This window comes from Streptococcus plurextorum DSM 22810, assembly GCF_000423745.1.
Lineage (GTDB): Bacteria > Bacillota > Bacilli > Lactobacillales > Streptococcaceae > Streptococcus > Streptococcus plurextorum.
The window spans coordinates 16,152-39,548 of the sequence record NZ_AUIO01000003.1; the positions used below are offsets into that span (position 1 = coordinate 16,152).

Below are 23,397 nucleotides of genomic sequence, written 5' to 3' on the forward strand. Positions count from 1 at the left end.
GATTTATCGATCGTCAATAAAGATAATGGATGCGATGAAACTCAGATTCTCGATGACAATAGAAAACCCCAGTCCTGTAGAGGTCTGGAGTTTAGTGTGATAGGTTTATTTAAAAGAATCAGCCCACTCACCGCCACGGAAGATAGGAACAACCTGCCCATCAGCAGTGATACCATCGACATCCATGTGTTCTGAACCAATCATGAAGTCAACGTGTGCTGTCGAACGGTTAAGTCCAGCAGCTTCTAGTTCTTCTTGAGTCATTTCAGTACCACCGACGATTGAAAAGGCATAGGCTTGACCGATAGCCAAGTGGTTTGAAGCATTTTCATCAAATAAGGTGTTAAAGAAGGTTAGACCTGATAGTGAAATTGGTGTTTTATGTGGTACAAGGGCAACCTCACCAAGAGCGCGTGCTCCTTTACTTTCTTCCACCAATTTTTTGATAGTTTCTTCCCCTTTTTCAGCAGTCACTTCTGTGATTTGACCGTCTTTAAAGGTAAACTTCATGCCTTCGATAACTGTTCCAGCGTAGCTGAGTGGTTTTGTGGATGACACATAGCCCTCCGCACGTCGGAAATCTGGCGCTGTAAAGACTTCTTCTGTTGGCATGTTAGCGATGAACTCTTCTCCTTGAGCATTGACTGAGCCAGCTGCTTCCCAAAGATGGTTTTTAGGCATACCCAGGGTCAAGTCAGTACCTGGTGCGGTGTAATGCAAGGCATCAAATTGGTATTTATTGAGGAGCTCTGCTTTTGCCACTAAATTTGCTTGATGGTCATCCCAAGCTTTGATTGGATCTGCTTCGTAGACACGATTTAGCTTGAAGATAGCATCCCAAAGCGCATCGACTTGTTCTTCCTCAGTCGCAAGATCTGGAAAGACAAGAGCTGCCCATTCTTTGCCAGCAGCGGCTGCGAGATTCCAGCTGACCTTGTTTGCTTGAGTGGCTTCACGTTGTCTAGATAGTGCCATAGAAGTCGCTTGTTGCGCTTTTGACAAACGGTCTTGATCAACACCAGCAAAAGCATTTGGGTCAGAAGAACGGATAAAGAGACGGCTAGCTTTTTTATCCAAGAAGTAATCAGACTTAGCCACAACATAATCAGCCACATTAACCACGCGGTCTTCATCGGCATGGAGTAATTTTTCCCGAGTGATGTTGTCATCTAGGTAGTCAACCACCACTTCAGCCGCACCATGGGCGTAAGCAGATTGAACCAAAAGACGGGCAAACTGAGCCTGTTCCACATCGACATTCATGATAATGGTATGGCCTTTTTTGACACCAAGTCCCTTAACAATAAGCAGGTCTGCATATTTCTTTAAATTTTCTTCAAAATGAGGTAAAACCATGAAAAACTCCTTTTTGTGTGTTTATAGATACCCTTTTACTTTAGCATAATATAAGAAAATTCTCAACGGAAAATCTGGTCAATTGTTTGCCTAAAGCCTCTTTTCATGGTAAGATAGATAAGTATTAAGCAAGGAAGAGGAACGAACATGGCCTTTGGGGACAATGGTAAGCGTAAAAAAACGGCATTCGAAATTTTAGTACAATTTGTTGTGCTTTTGATGATTTTTATCACTCTTGGAGGAGTGATTTTTAGTGCCATCAATATTCTTTCAAGGTAGTTGAATGATGATAATAGCAGGGCAGAAGCTCTGCTTTTTATCAAGAAAAGAGAAAGGAAAGAAGGACGAGATGCGTGCTCTGACACGGATTAATTTTTTGGTTCATAGCGGGAAAGTTAGCCGTTAATGATGGGATTGAAGTCCTTTAAAATTGTAAATTATGTCAATGTTTTTAGATACTGCCAAAATCAGTGTTAAAGCTGGTCGTGGTGGAGATGGAATGGTGGCTTTTCGTCGTGAAAAGTATGTGCCTGATGGTGGTCCTTGGGGCGGTGATGGTGGTAAAGGTGGCTCAGTCATCTTTAAAGTAGACGAAGGTTTACGTACGCTGATGGACTTCCGCTATAATCGCAAGTTTAAGGCGCAAGATGGCGAAAAAGGCATGACAAAAGGGATGCACGGTAAAGGCGCAAAGGATTTGATTGTCCTTGTGCCACAAGGGACAACTGTTCGTGACGCGGAGACAGGTAAGGTTTTGACGGATCTTGTTGAGCATGGTCAGGAATTTGTCATCGCACGTGGTGGTCGTGGTGGTCGTGGTAATATCCGTTTTGCAACTCCGCGAAACCCTGCCCCAGAAATTGCTGAAAATGGTGAACCTGGGGAAGAGCGTCAGCTTGAATTGGAATTGAAAATTCTTGCTGATGTAGGGTTGGTTGGCTTCCCATCTGTTGGAAAATCTACGATCCTAAGCGTGGTATCAGCTGCTAAGCCTAAAATTGGAGCCTATCACTTTACCACAATTGTGCCTAACCTTGGCATGGTGCGTACTAAGTCGGGAGAAAGTTTTGCCATGGCAGACCTTCCTGGTTTGATTGAAGGGGCATCGCAGGGTATAGGCTTGGGAACACAGTTTCTCCGTCACATTGAGCGGACGCGAGTGATTTTGCATGTTATTGATATGTCGGCTTCAGAAGGTCGCGACCCTTATGAGGACTACGTGCAGATTAATACTGAACTTGAGACTTACAATCTTCGACTGATGGAACGTCCTCAGATTATTGTGGCTAACAAAATGGATATGCCAGAAGCAGAAGAAAACCTTAAGATTTTCAAGGAAAAATTGGCTGCTAATTACGATGAATTTGACGAGCAACCTATGATTTTCCCTATCTCATCTTTAGCCCATCAAGGCTTAGATAATCTTTTGGAAGCAACAGCAGAGCTACTTGATCGGACAGAGGAATTCCTACTTTACAGCGAAGAAGACATGCAAGATGATGAGGCTTACTATGGCTTTAGTGCAGATGAGCGTCCTTTTGAGATTACTCGAGATGACGACGCTGCTTGGGTGCTTTACGGTGAGAAGTTGGAGCGTCTCTTTGTCATGACGAATATGGAACGCGATGAGTCCATCATGAAATTTGCGCGCCAATTGCGTGGGATGGGTGTTGATGAAGCCCTTCGCGAGCGTGGTGCCAAAGATGGAGATATTGTTCGTATCGGTAACTTTGAATTTGAATTTGTCGATTAACGGCACCTGTAAAGCAGCCGTTGTTTGCCTTTGATAACAGGGAAAAATCTGATTGACTAGAGGAGTTGATGATGGGAGATAAACCAATATCTTTTAAGGATAAGGATGGGAATTTTATTTCAGCAGCTGATGTTTGGAATGCAGAAAAGTTAGAAGAGCTATTTACCCTTCTCAATCCTAATCGTAAATTTCGCCTAGAGCGTGAAAAATTAGCCAAAGAACAAGAAAAGGAGCAGGCCTAGTGCCGCTCCTTTTATATATTACTCAGTTCATTCAATGAATCCTCAGTTAGCTGGAGCTTCCTATTGACAACATCATCAATAAAGTTTCGGTCGTGAGAGACGGAAATAATTGCTCCTGGGAAATTGATTAATAATTTCCTGATTTCCGGTTGTGAGGTGGGTGAGAAATTCCTGGTGGGCTCGTCCAAAATGAGGACGTTTGCCCGTTCTAAAACCATCTTGGCAAAGAAGAGTTTTGCCTTTTGCCCACCTGATAAATCTAGCAGAGGATGAGTGACTTCTTCACGGGTAAACTTGAGACTGGCTAGTAAGGTTCGCGCTTTTTCTTCAGAGGTCTTTTGACTGAGAAAGGCTAGCGCAGATAATTGACCATCTAGGCTATCTTCGTAGTCCTGAGGCATATAGCCTAGACGGACATCAGCTCGCGCTGTCAAATCGGCAAGGATAGCCTTTAGCAGTAAGGTTTTACCAATGCCGTTTTTCCCAGTGATGACCAGTTTATCTTGTCCAAATACCTGTAAATTGACTGTTTGCCCTGTCGATAAATGCCGACCTTCCCAATTGAGGATAAGTTTACGATGAGGCAGGGGAGTGATGTGAGAGAAAAAGAGATTGATAAAATCATCGCTATCAGGAATGTCTGTAAAGTTCTCCCTTTCTCGGTCAAATCGGCGCTCCTGTCCTTTAAGGGCATGCATCTTTTTCGCAAGGATGCGGCCAATAGCACTATTTTTAGTGGTTCGTAATTGGTGTTGGGCACGCTGCTGGATGCGTTTATTCTTAGCACTTTTCTTAGCGTATTCATCACGTTCTTTATGGGCAATCTGGAGTTGCTTTTCAAAAGTATTCTTCCGCCAAATCTTATAGCTAGCATAATCCATCTTTTGATAAGTTGCCTTGGCCTCCCTACGTTTTTTGACTAATTCGAGATGCAGAATGGCTGTTGCTGTAGCTTCTAAAAATTGTTCGTCGTGAGAAATAAAAATGATGGTTTGTTGGCTTTGGCTAATAAAGCGCTCCAGCCAACGTAAGGTATCCAGATCCAAGTCGTTAGACGGTTCATCGAGAAGAATGAGATCAGGCTCATAGCTGAGCAGTTTGATTAGCTGAAGTTTTAACTTTTCACCGCCTGATAGGCTGGCTAAGAGTTGATGCTTGGCTTCAAAAGTCGCCAAATCAAGCTCGAGATCAGTTGCCAAACGATACAGCAAATTCAGATCCATGAGGTGATCATCTGCTTCTTGATAGAGAAAATCGTTGACAGTCATGCCCTTTATGGCTTTGGGGAGGTGCTGAGGAAGATAGGCCACATGCTTAAAGTGATTGGTCATGTTTCCTTTGCAACTAAAATAAGTGCTTGTAGCATCTGGCTGATGGAGAAACTGTAGCAGAGTGGATTTTCCGGTCCCTTCTTCACCGATAATCGCTAACTTGTCGCCAGTATTGACGACGATATTCAGATTCTGGATCAAGGTTCTTAAGTCCTTTTGGTGTTTGATGGTGAGGTCTTGAAGTTGTAACATAGCTGTGCTCCTTTTGTGTCCCTGTTCAGTAGCAGACAAAAACTCTTTACCTGTATCAAGTAAAGAGTTTTTAGCACAGCAAAAAAGCCTCGAAGTAAAGAGATAAGAGCGCACTAAAAAACAAACTTGATCAGGTAGTATCTTTTTAAATAGCTCCGCTAAGACGGAAGACCTTTTTCAACCTTTTGATTTAAGGTTTTAGTCGATGAGCTATTTTATGTGACAGAATCAATCTTGTTTCTTAGTTGTCCACGGCTCCATTCCTCCTCATATTGGTCATAGATAGCTTACCAAAAAATGAAAACGGTGTCAATCGCCAACCTGTAAATTTGTCAAATAGCATATAATATGGTAAGATGATAAGGTTGAATTCTAGAATGTGAAAGTTATTATGCGTAAAATTGTTATTAACGGTGGTAAGCCACTGTCGGGAGAGGTGGCTGTTTCAGGAGCAAAAAACTCTGTTGTTGCCCTGATTCCTGCGATTATATTAGCGGACGGAGTCGTTACCTTAGATGGCGTCCCTGCTATTAGTGATGTCGATGCTCTCATTGAGATTATTGAAATAATGGGGGGCAGTGTCGAGCATGAGGGTGAGACGCTCACGATTGACCCAAGAGGTGTCAAGGACATGCCCATGCCCTTTGGTAAAATCAACAGCTTACGTGCCTCCTATTATTTTTATGGAAGCCTTTTAGGTCGTTACGGTCAAGCGACAGTCGGCTTACCCGGTGGTTGTGACTTAGGCCCGCGTCCAATTGATTTGCATCTCAAAGCCTTTGAAGCTATGGGGGCTACAATCAGCTATGAAGAAGATGCTATGAGAATTGCTGCTCCAGAAGGACATCATATTCACGGTGCCCATATTTATATGGATACGGTTAGCGTGGGTGCTACGATTAATACGATGATTGCAGCTGCAAAAGCAGAAGGTCGTACAGTTATTGAAAATGCTGCGCGTGAACCTGAAATCATTGATGTGGCTACCTTACTGAATAACATGGGGGCTCGTATTCGGGGAGCGGGTACGGATGTGATTACGATTGAAGGTGTTCAAACCTTACACGGAACACGTCACCAAGTTATCCCGGATCGTATCGAGGCAGGGACCTACATTGCAATGGCTGCTGCAATCGGTAAAGGCGTTCGGATTACTAATGTGCTTTATGAACACCTAGAATCTTTCATCGCAAAATTAGATGAAATGGGTGTTCGGATGACTGTTGAAGAAGACAGCATCTTTGTGGAAGAGCAAAAGGATCTTAGGGCGGTAACGATAAAAACAGCACCCTACCCAGGGTTAGCGACAGATTTACAGCAACCGCTAACGCCATTATTACTTAAGGCAAAAGGGCACGGGACAATCATTGATACCATTTATGAAAAGCGTGTCAACCATGTACCAGAAATGGCTCGTATGGGTGCGGATATTAAAGTTGTCGGCAGTCGAATTGTTTATTCGGGGCCGAATCGCCTACAGGGAGCATCTGTTAAGGCGACGGATTTACGCGCGGGAGCAGCTCTTGTGGTGGCTGGTCTTATGGCTCAAGGGAAAACGGAAATCGCAAATGTCGAGTTTATTCTTCGTGGGTATTCCAATATTATAGAAAAGCTAGTTGCCTTAGGAGCAGACATCCAGCTTATTGAAGATTAATATAGTCGAGCAACGCTCGGCTTTTTATGTCAAAATACAGAAAACGCTTGCATAGCGATTGAAAGTCTGCTACACTAATGACGATTAGAAGAGGAGGCTTATTATGGCAAAACAAACAGATATTAACTTGAGACAGGCCATTATCTATTCCCTATATGTCCGCAATTTTTCGGAAGAAGGGACCTTTAAAGCGGTCATTAAGGAATTGGATCGCATCAAGGAATTAGGAGCGGATATTATCTGGTTTCTTCCTTTCTATCCGAATGGTGAAGTAGCAAGAAAGGGCAGTGTAGGCTCGCCTTATGCCATTAAAGATTATCGAGATGTTTCTCCTGAGATGGGGACCTTGGAAGACTTTCAAGAGCTGGTTGCAGAAATCCATGCGCGTGATATGAAAGTTATGATTGATATCGTCTACAATCATACTTCGCCAGACTCTTTTTTGGCTGCTGAGCATCCAGAGTGGTTTTATCACAAAGCAGACGGTTCTTTTGGCAATCGCGTCGGGGACTGGTCGGATATTATTGACTTAGATTATAATAATCGTGGTCTTTGGGATTATCAGATAGAGACGTTGAAGCTTTGGATCAATCGTGGTGTCGACGGTTTTCGTTGTGATGTGGCGCCCTTACTACCTCTTGAATTTTGGCAAGAGGCACGTCAAGAAGTCTCTAAAATCAAGGGTGATGTGATTTGGCTTTCAGAAAGCATAGAACTAGACTTTATCAAGCACATGCGTGCTCAGGGCTTGACGGCTCTTAGTGATGGGGAGATTTTCCAAGCTTTTGATATGGCCTATGATTATGATGTTCGTCACCTTTGGGTAGCGTATTTGGAGGGACGCTTACCCTTGTCAGCTTATATTAATCGGCTAAATTTACAAGAGGTCATTTTCCCAGCAAACTATATCAAACTCCGAAATTTAGAAAATCATGATAACCGTAGGGTTGCGGACTTAGTGCCAAACCATGACCGATTGTTGCAGTGGACAGTCTTTAATTACCTGCAAAAAGGAGCGGTGCTTATTTATAATGGTCAGGAACACAAAGCAGTGACGATTCCTAGTCTTTTTGAAAAAGATCCTATTGACTGGTCTGGACAGGATATTTCACCGATACTCTCCAAGCTTGCAAGGCTTAAAAAGACCATTCCAAGTCAAGCAGAGTATGACCTTCAAGTGGACGATGAAAACGATACGCTTGTTTTAACTTATCAGACCAAAGAGCAAACGCTTGTCGGTGTCTTTTCCTTTAAATGTCAGGAAGCAGATGTCAAGGTTCCGCTATCGGATGGTCGATATGAAAATCTTTTAAATAGTGATAATATAGAGGTTTTTGACGGTAAAGTAAGGATTGGTAAAAAAGCAATTATCCTTAAAACCGTTAGTGCTTAAAGGTTTTTTGAAAGCCTTTTAAAAAATTTTTTAAAAATAGAGCAGAAAACGCTTGCATTGAACGTTCGAATCTGCTATACTTGGTCTTGTAAAAAATAAAAACTCTTATGGAGGAACCCATTTATGAAATGGAATTGGAAAAAGTTTGCCTTTGGTGCAGTGACATTGACATCAGCAATGACACTTGCTGCTTGTGGTAGCTCATCAGAAAAATCAACGGATTCGTCATCAGATGAGCAGACATTGGTTGTATCAGTAGATACAGGTTATACAAAATATATTGATTCAATCAAAGAAAAATTTGAAAAAGAAAATGGCGTTAAGATTGAAGTCAAAGAAGAAAGCATGACTGAGACGCTTGACAAGCTTTCTACAGATGGTCCTACAGGAGCAGCTCCTGATGTGATGATGGCACCATATGACCGCGTTGGTGGACTTGGTTCAGAAGGACAAATCGCTGAAGTTAAACTTGGCAATGAAGCTGAGTACGATGATACTGTTAAGAGCTTGGTAACAATGGAAGGCACTGTATATGGTGCGCCAGCGGTTATTGAAAGCCTTATCCTTTACTACAATAAAGACCTTCTTACAGAAGCGCCAAAAACCTTTGATGAGTTGATGGCACTTCAAGCAGATAGCAAGTACGCTTTTGAAGGCGAAAGCGGAAAAGCAGTTGGTTTCCTTGCTAACTGGACAAACTTCTACTATGCTTATGGCTTGACAGCTGGTTATGGTGGCTACGTATTTGGTAAAGATGGTACAGACGCATCAGATATCGGTCTTGACAATAGCGGAGCTGTTGAAGGGTTGACTTATGCTAAATCTTGGTATGACACATGGCCACAAGGTATGCAAGATACTACCAAAGCTGGTGATTTTATCGGTGAGCAATTCAAATCAGGTAAAACAGCGGCTATTATTGATGGTCCTTGGGTAGCAGCATCATTGACTGAAGCTAAAGTGAACTGGGGAGCAGCAGTTATCCCAACACTACCAAATGGTGGAAAATATGAAGCCTTCGGTGGCGGTAAAGCATGGGTTATTTCTAGCTACAGCAAAAATGCAGAAGTGGCACAAAAATTCCTTGACTACGTGACAAATGAAGCAAACCAATCAAGCTTCTACGATGCAACTCAAGAAATTCCTGCAAACGTTAAAGCGCGTGAATACGCTACAAAACAAGGTAATGAATTGACAAGTGCTGTTATCGCACAATTTGCTGACGCTCAACCAATGCCAAATATTCCACAAATGGCTGAAGTTTGGGAGCCAGCAGCAACACTATTCTTTGATGTAGCATCAGGAAACAAAAAAGCAGAAGAAGCTGCTAAAGAAGCAGTAACGACTATTAAAGAAGCTATCGAACAGAAATACGCTGAATAATCCTAACATGAAAAGCTGTTCAGAACGATCTGTTCAGCTTTTTATCTCTTTATTTCAAGGCTGAAGTAAGGAGATAAGAAGCTAGAAATAAAGGAGATTTAATGAATAGAGAAGCCATTTTTCACCAGTCAGACTCTCACTATTGTTTTGCACTTGACGAGCATTCCTTGGTGATTCGTTTGCGAATGGCAAAAGCAGATAAAAAATCCCAAGTAACATTGGTCTATGGCAATAAATACCAATTTGCTAAAAAACACAAAGAAGCACCGCTGACTTATCTTGGCTCTGATCGGCGTTATGCTTATTTTCAAGTGACACTGACCTTATCAGATACTCGGTTAGCATATGTTTTTCATATTCATCATGAAGGGGAGTCGCTCTACTATAGTGAGACTGGCTTAACCTCAGGTTATGATTTTGACGGTGCCTACCAAAGCTATTTTCAAATGCCCTACATCAATGCTATTGATGTTCACAAAGAAGTGACTTGGTCCAGCCAAGGAAGTTTCTATCAAATTTTTGTTGATCGCTTTGCGATAGGAGATGACCGGACTAAACCACATGTGACGATGGCTTGGTCGGAAAAGCCTAAGCCACGTAGCTTTGCAGGAGGCGACCTGAGAGGTATTACAAGAAAACTGGATTATTTAGAAGATTTAGGTATTGGTGCTATCTATCTCACGCCAATTTTCAAATCCCTCTCAAACCATAAATATGATATTAGTGACTATTACTTGGTTGACCCTCATTTTGGAGATAAGGCAGATTTGAAGGAGCTAGTGACAGAGGCACATAAGCGAGGGATTCGCATTGTTTTAGATGCTGTCTTTAATCACTCAAGTGACTTGCTTCCAGAGTTTCAAGACGTCGTGGCGCATGGCAGAGCTTCAAGGTATTACGACTGGTTTATGATTGACGGTGATTTTCCGCAAGCAAAACCACTGAATTATCAGACTTTTGCTAGTGTATCAAGTATGCCTAAATGGAACACGTCAAACCCCGAAGTACAGCACTATCTCCTTGATATTACACGCTTTTGGATGACAGAAGTCGACATTGACGGTTGGCGACTAGATGTCTCTGACGAAGTCTCTCATGACTTTTGGAGACGCTTCAGAGCTGAGGTAAAAAGGATAAAATCAGATGCCATTATCATAGGGGAAAATTGGCACCAAGCGTCGTCCTACTTACAAGGCGACCAGTTTGATAGTGTAATGAATTACGCATTCAGTCGCTCAGTCATCTCATTTTTGATGGATGAAGCCTTCACAAAAGAAGATTTTGCATCAGATTTGACGGGGATTTTGATGCAATATACTAGACAAGTGAATCGTATGAATTTGAATTTGCTAGATTCTCACGATACCCATCGCTTGATCACTCAACTCAAGGGAGACCACGACAAGTTCTTGGCAGCTCTAGCACTCCTCATGGTTTTTGAGGGAAGTCCTTGTATCTACTATGGGACAGAAGTTGCTTTAGAAGGCGACTATGATCCTGATTGTCGTAGAGGTATGCCTTGGGAAAAAGCAGATGCAAATAATCCCTTGTGGCAACAAGTACGTTGTTTGCTACAATTGCGGCAAAATGAATTAGCCTTACAAAAAGGTGAGACACGTCTGATTACCTCGGGAGACTTCCTTCAATTAGAACGAGCCTATTTAGGAGATAACATTATGTTGTATCTAAATGATGAAAACGTTTTAAAAGACCTCCCAGAAGGCCATGTCCTCTTTTCACACGGTTTAAAAGATGGTAAACTAGGAACATATGGAGTTGTGATTATCAAACATAGCGCGTCTCCACTCTCACAAGAGTTGCTGTCATTAAAAAGTGCAACTCATGCTGATTAGTTAAGAAAGGATTAGACTTATGACAAAGTCAACCACAACAAAAAATCCCACAATAGCAATGCTTTTGGGAATTATCCCTGGATTGGGACAATGGTATAATGGGCAAAAAGCCAAAGCGCTTTTGCTAGGATTATTTTTCCTGTTGGAAATTGTTGAATGGGTAACTTTTGGGATCCCATCATTGGTAGGTTTGGTAACATTAGGTGATAAGCCTATGGTCGACCACTCGCTATTTCTTTTGATTAAAGGTTCAATGCAATTGATTGTTGCCTTGGTCACTGTTATCATTCATGCGGCAAGTATGAGAGATGCCAAGCAAACTGCGGAACGTTTGAATCGAGGCGAAAAAGTTCCGATGACCTTTAAGGAAACCTTGAACAGTATTTATGAAAATGGTTTTCCTTATTTGCTGATTATTCCAGCCTATCTAGCAATGGCATTTGCGATTGTTTTCCCGGTTGTTGTAACGCTCTTTATTGCCTTTACAAACTATGATTTCCGTCACATTCCACCACAAAAACTATTGGATTGGGTTGGCGGTAAAAACTTTGTTAATATGGTATCCTTGAGCACTTTCCGCAAGGCTTTTGGATCCGTTTTGTCTTGGACGTTTATTTGGACGTTTGCTGCATCGACACTTCAAATTGTCATCGGAGTTGCGACAGCTATTATTGCTAACCAATCCTTTATCAAAGGGAAACGTATTTTTGGGGTTATCTTCCTTTTGCCTTGGGCGGTTCCAGCTTTTATCTCTATCATGAGTTTTGGTAACTTCTTTAATGACTCTATCGGAGCGATGAACGTTCAAGTTCTTCCATTTATTGAAAAACTTCTCCCATTCCTTGATTTTGGTATTATTCCTTGGAAAACGGATGCAACCTTTACCAAAATAGCCTTGATCATGATTCAAGGTTGGTTAGGATTCCCATATATTTATGTCTTGGTTTCTGGTATTTTACAATCTATTCCAGCAGACCTTTACGAAGCGGCGACAGTAGATGGGGCAACCGCATGGCAAAAATTCCGTAAGATTACCCTCCCGATGGTTCTAGCTGTTGCAGCACCAACCTTTATTTCACAATACACCTTCAACTTTAACAACTTCTCCATCATTTACCTCTTTAACAACGGTGGACCAGGTTCTGTTGGTGGAGGTGCAGGTGCGACGGATATTTTGATTTCATGGATTTATAAATTGACAACTCAAACATCGCCACAATTTTCAATGGCTTCAGCGGTGACCTTGGTCATTTCATTGATTGTTATTTCGGTGTCTTTGATTAGCTTTAAGAAATTCAATGCTTTTGATATGGGGGATAAATAAATGACGAAACCTCGTGTGACAAATTCACTAAAAATGAAACGTTTCTGGACACAATTCTGGACTTACTTTTATTTAGCAGTCTTATCAGTCATTATTCTATTTCCGTTGGCGGTGACCATTAGCTCAGCTTTTCGTCCAGGAAATGTAACAGCCTTTACCTTAGATTTTGCTACTGAATGGACCTTTGCAAATTTTGAGCGTTTGTTCAGTGACACCTTATATGGAAAATGGTATCTTAATACCTTGATTGTAGCTGTTTTGACGATGGCGATTCAAGTGACTGTCATTACCTTGACTGGATATGCTTACAGTCGCTATAACTTTATCGGTCGCAAGAAGAGTCTGATGTTTTTCTTGATTATTCAGATGGTGCCAACAATGGCAGCCTTGACAGCTTATTTTGTAATGGCTTGGCTATTTAATGCTCTCAACCAATATTGGTTCCTTATCCTTATCTATGTGGGTGGAGGGATTCCGATGAATGCTTGGTTGATGAAAGGTTACTTTGATACGGTGCCTTACGACCTCGATGAATCAGCTAAGCTAGATGGTGCAGGGCATTTCCGAATCTTTTATCAGATTGTACTTCCATTGGTACGTCCTATGATTGCTGTACAAGCACTCTGGGCATTTATGGGACCATTTGGGGACTACATGCTATCAAAATTCTTGTTGCGCTCACCAGAAAATTACACGGTAGCAGTAGGTCTACAAACCTTCATCTCAGATGCTAAAAACCAAAGAGTGACGCTGTTTGCGGCGGGAGCTATTCTGATTGCTGTTCCAATCTCTGTCTTGTTCTTCTTCCTACAAAAGAACTTCGTTTCTGGTTTGACCAATGGGGGAACTAAAGGTTAGGAACTTTTATGACTTAGAAAGCACTTATGCTGTTGGGTAAACACATAGGTGCTTACTATTATGATTAGAACTTGAAAGGAGCCAGACGATGAAAGTGCCATTTCCCTTTTCTTATTTTGGGCATATGATAAAGCCCAGAAAGATTTTTGATGGTCGCAATTCTTATAAGTGGTGGCAGGTATTAGTGCTGGTCATCTTTCTCAATAGTTTGATTTTATTTCCTGTCAGTCTTCATTACGCTAAGCTTGAAACTTATGATATGGAAAGGATTGTGACGCGAGGTCTTGCTTCTGTTACGAACGAAACCTACCATACCTTACAAGAAGGTAGTATTGAAGACGGGCGTTTTACAGGAACTAGCCAGTTTTCTGAGACAGAAGAATCTCTGATAGCTGTCTTACCGAGCAAAGAGCTAGAAGAGGTTGCACTTAAGAATGGCAAATATGTCTTATTACTCAAAGAAGATAGGTGGCTGTTTTCCTATCCAGACGGCCAAGTGCTAGAAGCCCCCTTATCTGGAAATAAGGCTTTGTCGACCTTGAAAACGGCTAAAGATGTTCGAGCCTTTGTTAATAATCAGTGGTTTTCAAGTCACAAACCTCTTGTTTTTCTCTTTTTGATGATGGTTTATACAGCGCTTCTCTATGTTGGAACTCTTCTTCTTTTGGGGGCAGGAAGCCTTACCTTATATGTGACTAGAAAAGCTAAGATTTTTGATTTGAGAACTTTTGGAGAATGCCTAGGCCTTTTGGTCAATTGTATGGGATTACCGAGTTTGTTGGCCCTTGTGGCTGCTGGGATGGGGCTTGTTGATAATCCTATTTTATTGATGAATATTCAAGTTTTTGGTACTTTATTGGTATTGATGTTAGTCCTTTATCGTACAGGATTTAGGGATAAAAAGTAGACGAAAGGAGCTGCTATGGTTACAATTAAGGATGTTGCCGAGAGAGCAGGGGTCAATCCCTCTACAGTTAGCCGCGCTCTGAAAGATAGTTCGACCATCTCTCAAAAAACAAAAGATCGTGTCAAAAAAGCTATGCAAGATCTGGGCTATGTTCCAAACGTAGCTGCCAAGATGTTAGCGAGCGGCCTCACACATGCTGTGGGCGTCATTTTTCCCCCCTTGTCAAATGAGGAACGTGTCAGTCATCCCTTCTTCATGGAAATTTTAACGGTTATCAATGACGAAGCGAAAAAACGTGATTTCACAGTATCGATTGCGACAGGCACCAGTGTTATTGAACTTCAAAAACAAGTAGAACTCATGTATCGGCAACGATTGGTAGATGGTTTTATTGTGCTTTATTCGTCCACAAATGACCCTGTACGTCATTATTTAATGAATAATAATATTCCATTTGTCATTGTTGGGCAGCCAGAAGAGTTTGAAAATGAAGTGACTTATATTGACAACGATAACCAACTGATGTCAAAAACGGCGGTTAATTATCTCCACGAAAAGGGTCATGATAGGATTTTATTTGTAACGGACGATTTGACTAGTGAGATTTTCTCAGAACGCTATCTTGGTTATACAAAGGGGATCATCAAGTCTAGACTTGAAGTTCATGAAGCTGTCCTCTTTGATCGTAAAGATGAGGAGTCTGTGGAACGCTTTTATCAGATTATTAAAGATACAAAGGTGACTGCCATGATTATTATTGATGATATGCTGGCGCTTAGAATTATGCAATTTTTATCATTTCGAGGAATTAATGTGCCTGAACACATGTCGCTCATTTCTTTTAATAATTCGGTTTATGCTAAAATCATGCATCCTTACTTGACGACTTTTGATATCAACGTTAAGAGTCTTGGGCGTTCTAGTTTATCACACCTTTTAGATATGGTTGAGAATAAGCTGACACATACGGAACGAGTGGTTATTCCTTTTCTTCTCAAAGAGAGAGAATCGGTGTGTGACTTGAGCCGTGAAGAAAAAATCTGAGAAAATCTCGGATTTTTTTGTGTTTAGGCTTGACTTATGCAACCGCTTGCGTTAAACTATAACTGTAACTGACAGAAAGGACTTATTTTATGACCAATCGTACTAGTGGCGTCTTAATGCATATCACCTCACTCCCAGGGAAGTTTGGTATTGGAACTTTTGGACAGTCTGCCTATGACTTTGTTGATTTCTTGGTAGAAACCAAGCAGACCTATTGGCAGATTCTCCCTCTTACAACGACAAGTTACGGGGATTCTCCTTACCAATCTTTTTCTGCCATTGCAGGAAATACCCATCTGATTGACTTTGACCTTTTAGCAGAGGAAAATCTTCTAGCAAATTTTGATTACCAGGATGTTAATTTCGGAGATAATCCAGAGCAAGTGGATTATGCTTTAATCTATGAAGCACGTCGTCCTATCTTGGAAAGAGCAGTCAAAAATTTCTTGAGCGATGACAAAGGCAAATTGGCCTTCCAAGAGTTTGAAAAAGCTAACTCTTCTTGGTTGACTGATTATGCTGAATTTATGGCTATCAAAGAACATTTTGGAAACAAGGCTCTTCAGGAGTGGGAAGATAAAAAAGTTGTTGCTCGCAATGAAGAAGTACTCGAAAAATACCGCTTGGACTTAGCAGAGCAAATTGACTACTTTAAAGTGACCCAATATTTCTTCTTTAGTCAGTGGAAGCAGTTGAAAGACTATGCTAATAAAAACCACATCAAGATTATCGGAGATATGCCCATTTACGTTTCGGCTGATAGTGTAGAAGTTTGGACCAAACCACAGCTCTTCAAACTAGATAGTGAGCGTAAGCCGCTTTATGTTGCAGGTGTTCCAGCAGATAACTTCTCTGAAGATGGTCAGCTTTGGGGTAATCCTATTTACAATTGGGAAGAACATGAAAAAACAGGCTACAATTGGTGGATTTATCGCATTCACGAAAGTTTTAAACTTTATGATGTACTGCGGATTGACCACTTCAAAGGCTTCTCAGACTACTGGCAGGTAGCAGGAGATGCAGAAGTAGCTAAAGTCGGTACTTGGGAACCAGGTCCAGGCTATGCTCTTTTCAAAGCTGTTAAGGAAACTCTAGGTGATTTGCCGATTATTGCAGAAGACCTTGGAAATATTGATGCTAAGGCTCGTAAGCTTCTAGCAGACTGCGGATATCCGGGCATGAAAATTCTAGAATTTGGCTTTTTCGACGTGACTGGAAAGAGCATTGATGCCCCGCATCGTTGTATTCCAAATTCGGTTGCCTATACAGGTACCCACGATAATGAGGTGGTCAATGGATGGTATCATAATCTTGAGCCAGAACAACAAGAATATGTCGATGCTTATACTCACCGCAAGCCAATTGAAAAGGTTAGCCAGGCTATGCTTCGTGTTCTTTTTGCGACAGTTAGTGATACAGCAATCGCTACCATGCAAGATATTCTGGATTTAGGTGAGGATAGCCGTATGAATACACCTTCGACCATAGGTGGTAACTGGCAGTGGCGCATGAATCCTGACGATTTAACCCAAGAACGCAAAGACTTCTTAACCAAAATGACATTACTATATCAACGAGGAAATGAAAACCATGATTAACTTTACAACATTTGCAGAAAGCAAGGCCAACAAGAAATTAGCAGATATGACCAATGAAGAAATCTATCTTCAGTTGCTCAACTATGTCAAATTGTCAGCGGCAGATATGCCAAAAAACACTGGTAAACGCAAGGTTTACTACATCTCAGCAGAGTTCCTTATCGGTAAACTCTTGTCAAACAACTTGATCAACTTGGGTGTTTACAAGGACATTCAGGCAGAATTGGCAGCGGCTGGCAAGTCTTTGGCACAAGTTGAAGACGTGGAACCTGAACCGTCACTTGGTAACGGTGGACTTGGCCGTTTGGCATCTTGCTTCGTGGATTCTATGTCAACACTTGCTATCAACGGTGAGGGTGTTGGTCTTAACTACCACTGTGGTCTCTTCAAACAAGTCTTTAAGGACAACCAACAAGATGCAGAGCCAAACTTCTGGATTGAAAACGATTCTTGGTTGATTCCAACGACAATCAGCTATGATGTACCTTTCAAAAACTTTACATTAACATCTAAATTGGACCGTTTGGACATCCTTGGTTACAAGAAAGACACTAAAAACTACCTCAACTTATTCGATATCCAGTCTGTCAACTATGGCTTGATTGAAAATGGCATCAGCTTTGACAAGACGGCTATTCAAGAAAACTTGACCCTCTTCTTGTACCCAGATGATTCAGATAAAAATGGTGAATTGCTCCGCATTTACCAACAATACTTCATGGTATCAAATGCTGCTCAACTTTTGATTGATGAAGCAATTGAGCGCGGTTCAAACTTGCATGACTTGGCTGACTACGCTTATGTGCAAATCAACGATACTCACCCATCAATGGTGATTCCTGAGTTGATCCGTCTTTTGACTGAAAAACATGGTATTGAATTTGCGGAAGCAGTTGCCATCGTTAAGAATATGACTGGTTACACCAACCACACTATCTTGGCGGAAGCCCTTGAAAAATGGCCACTTGAGTTCCTTGAAGAAGTGGTGCCGCACTTGGTTGATATTATCAAAGAATTGGATGCTCTTATTCGTGCAGAAATTAAAGACCCAGCAGTCCAAATCATTGATGAATCAGGTCGTGTACACATGGCTCACATGGATATCCACTTCTCTAACTCAGTGAACGGTGTAGCTGCGCTTCACACAGAAATCCTCAAAAACTCTGAATTGAAAGCTTTCTACGAGCTTTACCCAGAAAAATTCAACAACAAGACAAACGGTATCACCTTCCGCCGTTGGTTGGAATTTGCCAACCAAGACCTTGCTGACTACATCAAGGAATTAATTGGCGATGAGTATTTGACAGATGCGACGAAACTTGAGAAATTGCTTGCCTTTGCAGATGACAAGGAAGTTCATGCTAAGTTGGCGGAAATCAAACACAACAACAAGTTGGCTCTTAAACGCTACCTCAAAGATAACAAGGGTATCGAATTGGACGAAAACTCGATCATCGATACACAAATCAAGCGTTTCCACGAGTACAAACGCCAGCAAATGAATGCCTTGTATGTGATTCACAAGTATCTTGAAATCAAAAACGGCAACCTGCCAAAACGTAAAATCACTGTTATCTTCGGTGGTAAGGCAGCCCCTGCTTACGTGATTGCCCAAGACATCATTCACTTGATCCTCTGCTTGTCTGAGTTGATCAACAATGACCCAGAAGTCAGCAAGTACCTCAACGTTCACTTGGTAGAAAACTACAACGTTACTGTTGCTGAAAAACTCATTCCTGCGACAGATATTTCTGAGCAAATCTCATTGGCTTCTAAAGAAGCATCAGGTACTGGTAACATGAAATTCATGCTCAACGGTGCTTTGACACTTGGTACTATGGACGGTGCCAACGTTGAGATTGCAGAGTTGGCTGGCATGGACAATATCTATACATTTGGTAAGGATTCAGATACCATTATCGACTTGTACGACAAGGCTGGTTACGTATCTGCGGATTACTACAACGGCGATGCCAACATCAAACGTGCGGTTGACTTTATCGTCAGCGATGAAGTTCTTGCTCTTGGAAATGAAGAACGTCTTGGTCGCTTGCACCATGAATTGATTTCGAAAGACTGGTTCATGACCTTGATTGACTTGGCAGAGTACATTGAAGTCAAAGAGCAAGTCTTTGCAGACTACGAAGATCAAGAATCTTGGAACAAGAAAGTTGTTCACAACATCGCCAAAGCTGGATTCTTCTCATCAGACCGTACCATTGAACAGTACAATCAAGACATCTGGCACAGTAAGTAATCTAAAACAAAAGAATGTTCCTGAGCGGGAACATTCTTTTTGTAGTTTTTACCGTTTAGCCATAGAGACAAAGGTGACCTTGTCTGGTCGGTAGGTAATGGTGCCGTACTGGAAGGGGCGACCGTCTGCCAGGTAGGTGGTACTGGTGACGGAGACCACCATGTCGTAGCCTGCCAGGTCTAGCAAGGATTTTTCTTCCTCTGTCGCAAAGCGGAAGGAGATTTCCCGACGAGAATGGGAGATTTGCAAGCCCAGGTCTTCTTCTAAATAGCGATAGATAGAGCTTTCAGCGACTTCCTTGTTGAGATAGGGGACAATCCTACGGTCGAAGTAGGAGATTTCATATTCCAAGCGTTCGCCGTCAATAGTGCGGACCCGACCGACCCGATAGAGGTCGTTTTTTTCATCCACCTCCAGCTCCTTCATAGCAGGCTCCACTCCCTGTACAATATAAAGAGCAGTTAGCTGGGTGGAAATGTCATGGTGGGAGGAACGGTTGAGCTCACTCACCGTCTTTAGTTCAGACAGATAGGGCTTGCGGACCAAGTGATGATCCAAAATGATGGAGTTTCGCCCCTGGCGTTTTTGGATATAGCCGTCCATTTCCAAGAGAGATAGGGCCTTGCGAATGGTGTCCTTGGAATAGGAGTAGATGTCCATCAGCTCATTTTCGGTCGGTAGTTCCTGGTTGGCCTTCCAGATATCCTGTTCAATTTTTTCCTTGATGTCAGTGTAGACTTTTTTATACTTACTCATCGTATCGCTTCCTGGTCTTCCTATTTACTGATATAGTCATTTGAATTAGCTTTGATATTTCGTTACTTTGGGCTTGCCGTACTCTACGAAAGTGGGAGCGAGAAAGAACTCAACCATTCAAAAAAGTGTTCGTCTTCCCGCCCCCGAACAGTTGATTAGGCCAGATTTGAAGTGTTAAACACGAACAAATCTGCCAATCAACCACTGCGTTGAGCTGTTGACACTAATATTGAAAGGTGGTGCTGGACTTGAGCCCAGCCTTTTATTTCCAACCTAGAACACCCTCTAGGCCTGCCCTCAGTTCCTTGTCTGAAAGCTCTTCATTCGACTATAGTATAGCACAAAGTGTACTAAAGGTCAGTATTTTGATAACCGACTCGACTTTTCCGTAAAACATATAAAATTGTTACGGAAAACATTTGACAAATTCAAACGTTTCCGTTACAATAAGACTATCAAAAGAAAACGCTTTACAGAAGGAGGGGAAATGCACTTACTGACCATTAACGTTCATGCCTGGCTGGAAGAGGATCAAGAAGCCAAACTCGACATTCTTGCTCAGACCATTGCAGAGAAGGACTATGACCTGATTGCCCTACAGGAAGTCAACCAGCTCATGTCCGCAAAAGCGGTCACCAGAGACTTGCGTGAAGACAATTACGGCCTAGCCCTTCTGGACAGATTGCGGCGTTTGGGTCGAAGGGACTATTCTTATTTTTGGAGCAATTCCCACATCGGCTACGACATCTATGACGAAGGCATTGCTATCCTGACCAAGCTTCCTGTCTATGAAGTGGATAGCTTTTATTGCAGCCAGCACCAGACGGCTGACTCTATCCTATCTCGCAAGATTCTGGGCCTCACAGTTGCTTATCAAGGGCAGTTGGTGGATGTCTATTCCTGTCACATCAACCTACCAGATTGTGTCGGGGAGGACCAGCTAGACAATGTTCGCCAGATCGTCCAACGCAGTCAGTCGGGGAATTTGAAAATCCTCATGGGCGATTTCAACACCGATGCTCTGTCCAACAAGCCAGCCTATGAAGCCATCAAGAATCTAGGACTCTATGACAGCTATGAGTTGGCACTAGAAAAAGATTCGGGAATCACCGTTGAAAAGGCTATTGACGGCTGGTCAGGCCATGCGGAAGAAAAACGACTGGACTACATTTTCTTAGACCAGGAAAGACCTGTCCAATCCAGCCGCGTTATCTTTAATGGGAAACATAAGGATATCATTTCCGACCACTTTGGTGTGGAAGTAGAAGTAACAATTTAGGAGGATATATGAAAAAATTACTCAGTTTTGAATTTTGGCAAAAATTCGGAAAATGTTTGATGGTGGTTATCGCCGTTATGCCTGCGGCGGGTCTCATGGTCAGCATCGGGAACTCCATCCCGCTGATCAGTCAGGACTCTGAACTCTTGGCTCGTATCGGGAATATCATTGCCCAAATTGGTTGGGGGATTATCGGTAACCTTCACCTGCTCTTTGCCTTAGCAATCGGTGGAAGCTGGGCTAAGGAGCGTGCTGGAGGTGCCTTCTCAGCAGGCCTTGCCTTCATCCTGATCAACCTGATTACAGGTCACTTCTTCGGTGTCAGCACAGCTATGCTGTCGGATGCAGAAGCGACAGTTAGCACCGTATTTGGCACACAGATTCCAGTTTCAGGCTACTTTGTCAATATCCTTGGCCAGCCAGCCTTGAACATGGGTGTCTTCATCGGGATTATTGCTGGTTTTGTAGGAGCGACGACCTTCAACAAATACTACAACTACCGCAAGTTGCCAGATGTGTTGACCTTCTTTAACGGCAAACGCTTTGTTCCTTTTGTGGTCATCTACCGTTCTATTCTAGTGGCTCTTGTCCTAGCTGTCTTTTGGCCGCTTGTTCAGACAGGAATCAACGGCTTTGGTAAATGGATTGCTAGTTCTCAGGACACAGCGCCAGTCTTGGCACCATTTATCTATGGTACTTTGGAACGCTTGCTCTTGCCATTTGGGCTTCACCATATGTTGACCATTCCGATGAACTATACCTCACTGGGTGGCACCTATGAGATTCTGACAGGTGCCCAAGCAGGCACCCAGGTATTTGGACAGGATCCGCTCTGGTTGGCTTGGATTACAGACTTGATCAACCTCAAGGATTCTGGGGATATGACCCAGTACAACGATCTTCTTGCAACGATTACGCCAGCTCGTTTCAAAGTCGGACAAATGATTGGTTCCTCTGGTATTCTCATGGGCTTGACAGTAGCTATGTACCGCAACGTTGACCCAGATAAGAAGAAAAAATACAAGGGAATGTTCCTGTCATCTGCCTTGGCAGTCTTCTTGACCGGTGTCACTGAGCCAATCGAGTTTATGTTCATGTTTGCGGCTCTTCCGCTCTATGTTGTCTATGCGGTGGTTCAGGGTGCAGCCTTTGCTATGGCGGATCTTGTTGACCTCCGTATGCACTCATTTGGTAATATTGAATTCTTGACCCGTACGCCAATGGCGATCAAGGCTGGTATCGGTATGGATGTGGTCAACTTCATCTGGGTGACGGCTCTTTTTGCGGTTGGTATGTACTTCATCGCTGACTTTATGATTAAGAAATTCAACCTAGCAACAGCAGGTCGCAATGGAAACTACGATACAGAGACAAATGATATCGTTTCAAACTCTAATGTAGACACAGCAGATGCCAACTCACAAGTCGTTCAAATCATCAACCTACTTGGTGGTCGCGACAACATCGCAGATGTTGATGCCTGCATGACCCGTCTCCGTGTCAGCGTCAAAGATGTGGCACAGGTTGGTGATGAAAATGCCTGGAAACAAGCAGGTGCGATGGGCTTGATTATCAAGGACTCTGGTGTTCAGGCTGTTTACGGACCAAAAGCAGATGTTCTCAAGTCTGACATCCAAGATCTTCTGGAATCAGGCGTGGCTATTCCACGTACAGAAATCCTTGCGACAGAAGAAGTCGCTCCAGAAACGCAGTTCAAGGGTGTGACAGAAGCTGTCTTCTCCGTTGCGGATGGTCAGGCTCTCCCTATCACAGAAGTCAAAGACCCTGTCTTCTCGCAAAAAATGATGGGTGACGGCTATGCGGTTGAGCCTAGCTCTGGCAATGTCTACACTCCAGTATCGGGAGTAGTGACCAGCGTCTTCCCAACCAAGCACGCAGTCGGTCTCCTTTCTGACAATGGCTTGGAAGTGCTTGTCCATGTTGGCTTGGACACTGTAGCTCTTAATGGGGCACCATTCTCAACTAAAGTCACAGACGGTCAACGTGTGGAAGCAGGCGACTTGCTCCTAGTAGCTGATTTGGAAGCAATCCGTTCAGCAGATCGGGAAACCACTATCGTCGTTGCCTTTACTAACACAGCAGAAATCAAATCCGTCACACTTGAAAACCTCGGTCAAGTTAGCAAAGCTAGCCAGGTTGCCAAGGTGGAATTATAAAATGATCTATCTCTCTTTCTGATAGCAGTACACTAGGAGA

At 42.6% G+C, this 23,397-nt stretch carries 18 protein-coding genes; 15 read left to right on the forward strand and 3 right to left on the reverse strand.

What is annotated here, in order from left to right; translation table 11 throughout:
* Window positions 1-105: 105 nt before the first annotated feature.
* Entirely contained in the window at window positions 106-1,356 is a 1,251-nt protein-coding gene (locus tag G575_RS0103115; protein ID WP_027971410.1) for an aminopeptidase, read from the reverse strand.
* A gap of 147 nt (window positions 1,357-1,503) precedes the next feature.
* Here G575_RS0103115 and G575_RS11855 point away from each other — a divergent pair, with 147 nt between their 5' ends.
* The 3 genes from G575_RS11855 to G575_RS12110 all read left to right on the forward strand — a co-directional run bounded on the left by G575_RS11855 (window position 1,504) and on the right by G575_RS12110 (window position 3,351).
* Window positions 1,504-1,635 carry a DUF4044 domain-containing protein gene (locus G575_RS11855; RefSeq protein ID WP_083958826.1) on the forward strand — a complete coding sequence of 44 codons (132 nt, stop codon included), beginning with the start codon at window positions 1,504-1,506 and terminating at the stop codon, window positions 1,633-1,635.
* 160 nt (window positions 1,636-1,795) lie between these two features.
* On the forward strand, window positions 1,796-3,109 hold the full coding sequence (gene obgE / locus G575_RS0103130; protein WP_027971411.1) for a GTPase ObgE: 1,314 nt from the start codon (window positions 1,796-1,798) through the stop codon (window positions 3,107-3,109).
* 71 nt (window positions 3,110-3,180) lie between these two features.
* The gene (locus tag G575_RS12110) at window positions 3,181-3,351 is read left to right on the forward strand and encodes a hypothetical protein (RefSeq protein ID WP_027971412.1); all 171 of its coding nucleotides are present in this window, start codon (window positions 3,181-3,183) and stop codon (window positions 3,349-3,351) included.
* An 11-nt stretch (window positions 3,352-3,362) separates the two neighbouring features.
* Here the strand turns inward: G575_RS12110 and G575_RS0103140 are convergent, their stop codons facing one another.
* Window positions 3,363-4,874, reverse strand: a complete 1,512-nt coding sequence (locus tag G575_RS0103140; protein WP_027971413.1) for an ATP-binding cassette domain-containing protein — start codon at window positions 4,872-4,874, stop codon at window positions 3,363-3,365.
* Window positions 4,875-5,265: 391 nt separating this feature from the next.
* On the opposite strand from G575_RS0103140, the gene G575_RS0103145 reads away from it, so the two are divergent.
* From G575_RS0103145 to glgP, 10 genes are all read left to right on the forward strand, one after another.
* Complete coding sequence (locus G575_RS0103145; RefSeq protein WP_027971414.1) at window positions 5,266-6,528, forward strand: UDP-N-acetylglucosamine 1-carboxyvinyltransferase; 1,263 nt, start codon at window positions 5,266-5,268, stop codon at window positions 6,526-6,528.
* Between the two features lie 103 nt (window positions 6,529-6,631).
* Complete coding sequence (locus G575_RS0103150) at window positions 6,632-7,921, forward strand: alpha-amylase family glycosyl hydrolase (RefSeq protein WP_027971415.1); 1,290 nt, start codon at window positions 6,632-6,634, stop codon at window positions 7,919-7,921.
* A gap of 123 nt (window positions 7,922-8,044) precedes the next feature.
* Window positions 8,045-9,304 (forward strand): extracellular solute-binding protein, encoded by a 1,260-nt coding sequence (locus G575_RS0103155; RefSeq protein WP_027971416.1) that lies wholly within the window; start codon window positions 8,045-8,047, stop codon window positions 9,302-9,304.
* A 101-nt stretch (window positions 9,305-9,405) separates the two neighbouring features.
* The gene (locus G575_RS11065) at window positions 9,406-11,157 is read left to right on the forward strand and encodes a glycoside hydrolase family 13 protein (RefSeq protein WP_051176895.1); all 1,752 of its coding nucleotides are present in this window, start codon (window positions 9,406-9,408) and stop codon (window positions 11,155-11,157) included.
* A gap of 19 nt (window positions 11,158-11,176) precedes the next feature.
* Window positions 11,177-12,481, forward strand: a complete 1,305-nt coding sequence (locus tag G575_RS0103165; RefSeq protein ID WP_027971417.1) for a carbohydrate ABC transporter permease — start codon at window positions 11,177-11,179, stop codon at window positions 12,479-12,481.
* Window positions 12,482-13,339 (forward strand): sugar ABC transporter permease, encoded by an 858-nt coding sequence (locus G575_RS0103170; RefSeq protein ID WP_027971418.1) that lies wholly within the window; start codon window positions 12,482-12,484, stop codon window positions 13,337-13,339.
* A gap of 88 nt (window positions 13,340-13,427) precedes the next feature.
* On the forward strand, window positions 13,428-14,246 hold the full coding sequence (locus tag G575_RS0103175; protein WP_027971419.1) for a DUF1189 family protein: 819 nt from the start codon (window positions 13,428-13,430) through the stop codon (window positions 14,244-14,246).
* 15 nt (window positions 14,247-14,261) lie between these two features.
* On the forward strand, window positions 14,262-15,290 hold the full coding sequence (locus G575_RS0103180) for a LacI family DNA-binding transcriptional regulator (protein ID WP_027971420.1): 1,029 nt from the start codon (window positions 14,262-14,264) through the stop codon (window positions 15,288-15,290).
* A gap of 89 nt (window positions 15,291-15,379) precedes the next feature.
* Complete coding sequence (gene malQ / locus G575_RS0103185; protein ID WP_027971421.1) at window positions 15,380-16,888, forward strand: 4-alpha-glucanotransferase; 1,509 nt, start codon at window positions 15,380-15,382, stop codon at window positions 16,886-16,888.
* Entirely contained in the window at window positions 16,881-19,145 is a 2,265-nt protein-coding gene (gene glgP, locus G575_RS0103190; protein ID WP_027971422.1) for a glycogen/starch/alpha-glucan family phosphorylase, read from the forward strand. The genes malQ and glgP overlap by 8 nt, the downstream gene beginning before the upstream one ends.
* Before the next feature lie 48 nt (window positions 19,146-19,193).
* On the opposite strand, the gene G575_RS0103195 is transcribed toward glgP, so the two are convergent.
* Window positions 19,194-19,901 carry a UTRA domain-containing protein gene (locus G575_RS0103195; RefSeq protein WP_027971423.1) on the reverse strand — a complete coding sequence of 236 codons (708 nt, stop codon included), beginning with the start codon at window positions 19,899-19,901 and terminating at the stop codon, window positions 19,194-19,196.
* A gap of 487 nt (window positions 19,902-20,388) precedes the next feature.
* Here G575_RS0103195 and G575_RS0103200 point away from each other — a divergent pair, with 487 nt between their 5' ends.
* Together G575_RS0103200 and G575_RS0103205 are read left to right on the forward strand one after the other, a co-directional pair.
* The gene (locus G575_RS0103200; protein ID WP_027971424.1) at window positions 20,389-21,180 is read left to right on the forward strand and encodes an endonuclease/exonuclease/phosphatase family protein; all 792 of its coding nucleotides are present in this window, start codon (window positions 20,389-20,391) and stop codon (window positions 21,178-21,180) included.
* An 8-nt stretch (window positions 21,181-21,188) separates the two neighbouring features.
* The gene (locus tag G575_RS0103205; RefSeq protein ID WP_027971425.1) at window positions 21,189-23,357 is read left to right on the forward strand and encodes a PTS transporter subunit IIBC; all 2,169 of its coding nucleotides are present in this window, start codon (window positions 21,189-21,191) and stop codon (window positions 23,355-23,357) included.
* Window positions 23,358-23,397 lie beyond the last annotated feature (40 nt).

What these genes read in the sequence shown, in the direction of transcription:
- G575_RS0103155 (WP_027971416.1), top strand. Translation starts at nt 8,045, where the DNA reads ATGAAATGGAATTGGAAAAAGTTTGCCTTTGGTGCAGTGACATTGACA.
- G575_RS0103195 (WP_027971423.1), bottom strand. Translation starts at nt 19,901, where the DNA reads ATGAGTAAGTATAAAAAAGTCTACACTGACATCAAGGAAAAAATTGAA.
- obgE (WP_027971411.1), top strand. Translation starts at nt 1,796, where the DNA reads ATGTCAATGTTTTTAGATACTGCCAAAATCAGTGTTAAAGCTGGTCGT.
- glgP (WP_027971422.1), top strand. Translation starts at nt 16,881, where the DNA reads ATGATTAACTTTACAACATTTGCAGAAAGCAAGGCCAACAAGAAATTA.
- G575_RS0103180 (WP_027971420.1), top strand. Translation starts at nt 14,262, where the DNA reads ATGGTTACAATTAAGGATGTTGCCGAGAGAGCAGGGGTCAATCCCTCT.
- G575_RS0103150 (WP_027971415.1), top strand. Translation starts at nt 6,632, where the DNA reads ATGGCAAAACAAACAGATATTAACTTGAGACAGGCCATTATCTATTCC.
- G575_RS0103170 (WP_027971418.1), top strand. Translation starts at nt 12,482, where the DNA reads ATGACGAAACCTCGTGTGACAAATTCACTAAAAATGAAACGTTTCTGG.
- G575_RS0103140 (WP_027971413.1), bottom strand. Translation starts at nt 4,874, where the DNA reads ATGTTACAACTTCAAGACCTCACCATCAAACACCAAAAGGACTTAAGA.
- G575_RS11065 (WP_051176895.1), top strand. Translation starts at nt 9,406, where the DNA reads ATGAATAGAGAAGCCATTTTTCACCAGTCAGACTCTCACTATTGTTTT.
- G575_RS0103175 (WP_027971419.1), top strand. Translation starts at nt 13,428, where the DNA reads ATGAAAGTGCCATTTCCCTTTTCTTATTTTGGGCATATGATAAAGCCC.
- G575_RS0103165 (WP_027971417.1), top strand. Translation starts at nt 11,177, where the DNA reads ATGACAAAGTCAACCACAACAAAAAATCCCACAATAGCAATGCTTTTG.
- G575_RS0103200 (WP_027971424.1), top strand. Translation starts at nt 20,389, where the DNA reads ATGCACTTACTGACCATTAACGTTCATGCCTGGCTGGAAGAGGATCAA.
- G575_RS12110 (WP_027971412.1), top strand. Translation starts at nt 3,181, where the DNA reads ATGGGAGATAAACCAATATCTTTTAAGGATAAGGATGGGAATTTTATT.
- G575_RS11855 (WP_083958826.1), top strand. Translation starts at nt 1,504, where the DNA reads ATGGCCTTTGGGGACAATGGTAAGCGTAAAAAAACGGCATTCGAAATT.
- malQ (WP_027971421.1), top strand. Translation starts at nt 15,380, where the DNA reads ATGACCAATCGTACTAGTGGCGTCTTAATGCATATCACCTCACTCCCA.
- G575_RS0103115 (WP_027971410.1), bottom strand. Translation starts at nt 1,356, where the DNA reads ATGGTTTTACCTCATTTTGAAGAAAATTTAAAGAAATATGCAGACCTG.
- G575_RS0103205 (WP_027971425.1), top strand. Translation starts at nt 21,189, where the DNA reads ATGAAAAAATTACTCAGTTTTGAATTTTGGCAAAAATTCGGAAAATGT.
- G575_RS0103145 (WP_027971414.1), top strand. Translation starts at nt 5,266, where the DNA reads ATGCGTAAAATTGTTATTAACGGTGGTAAGCCACTGTCGGGAGAGGTG.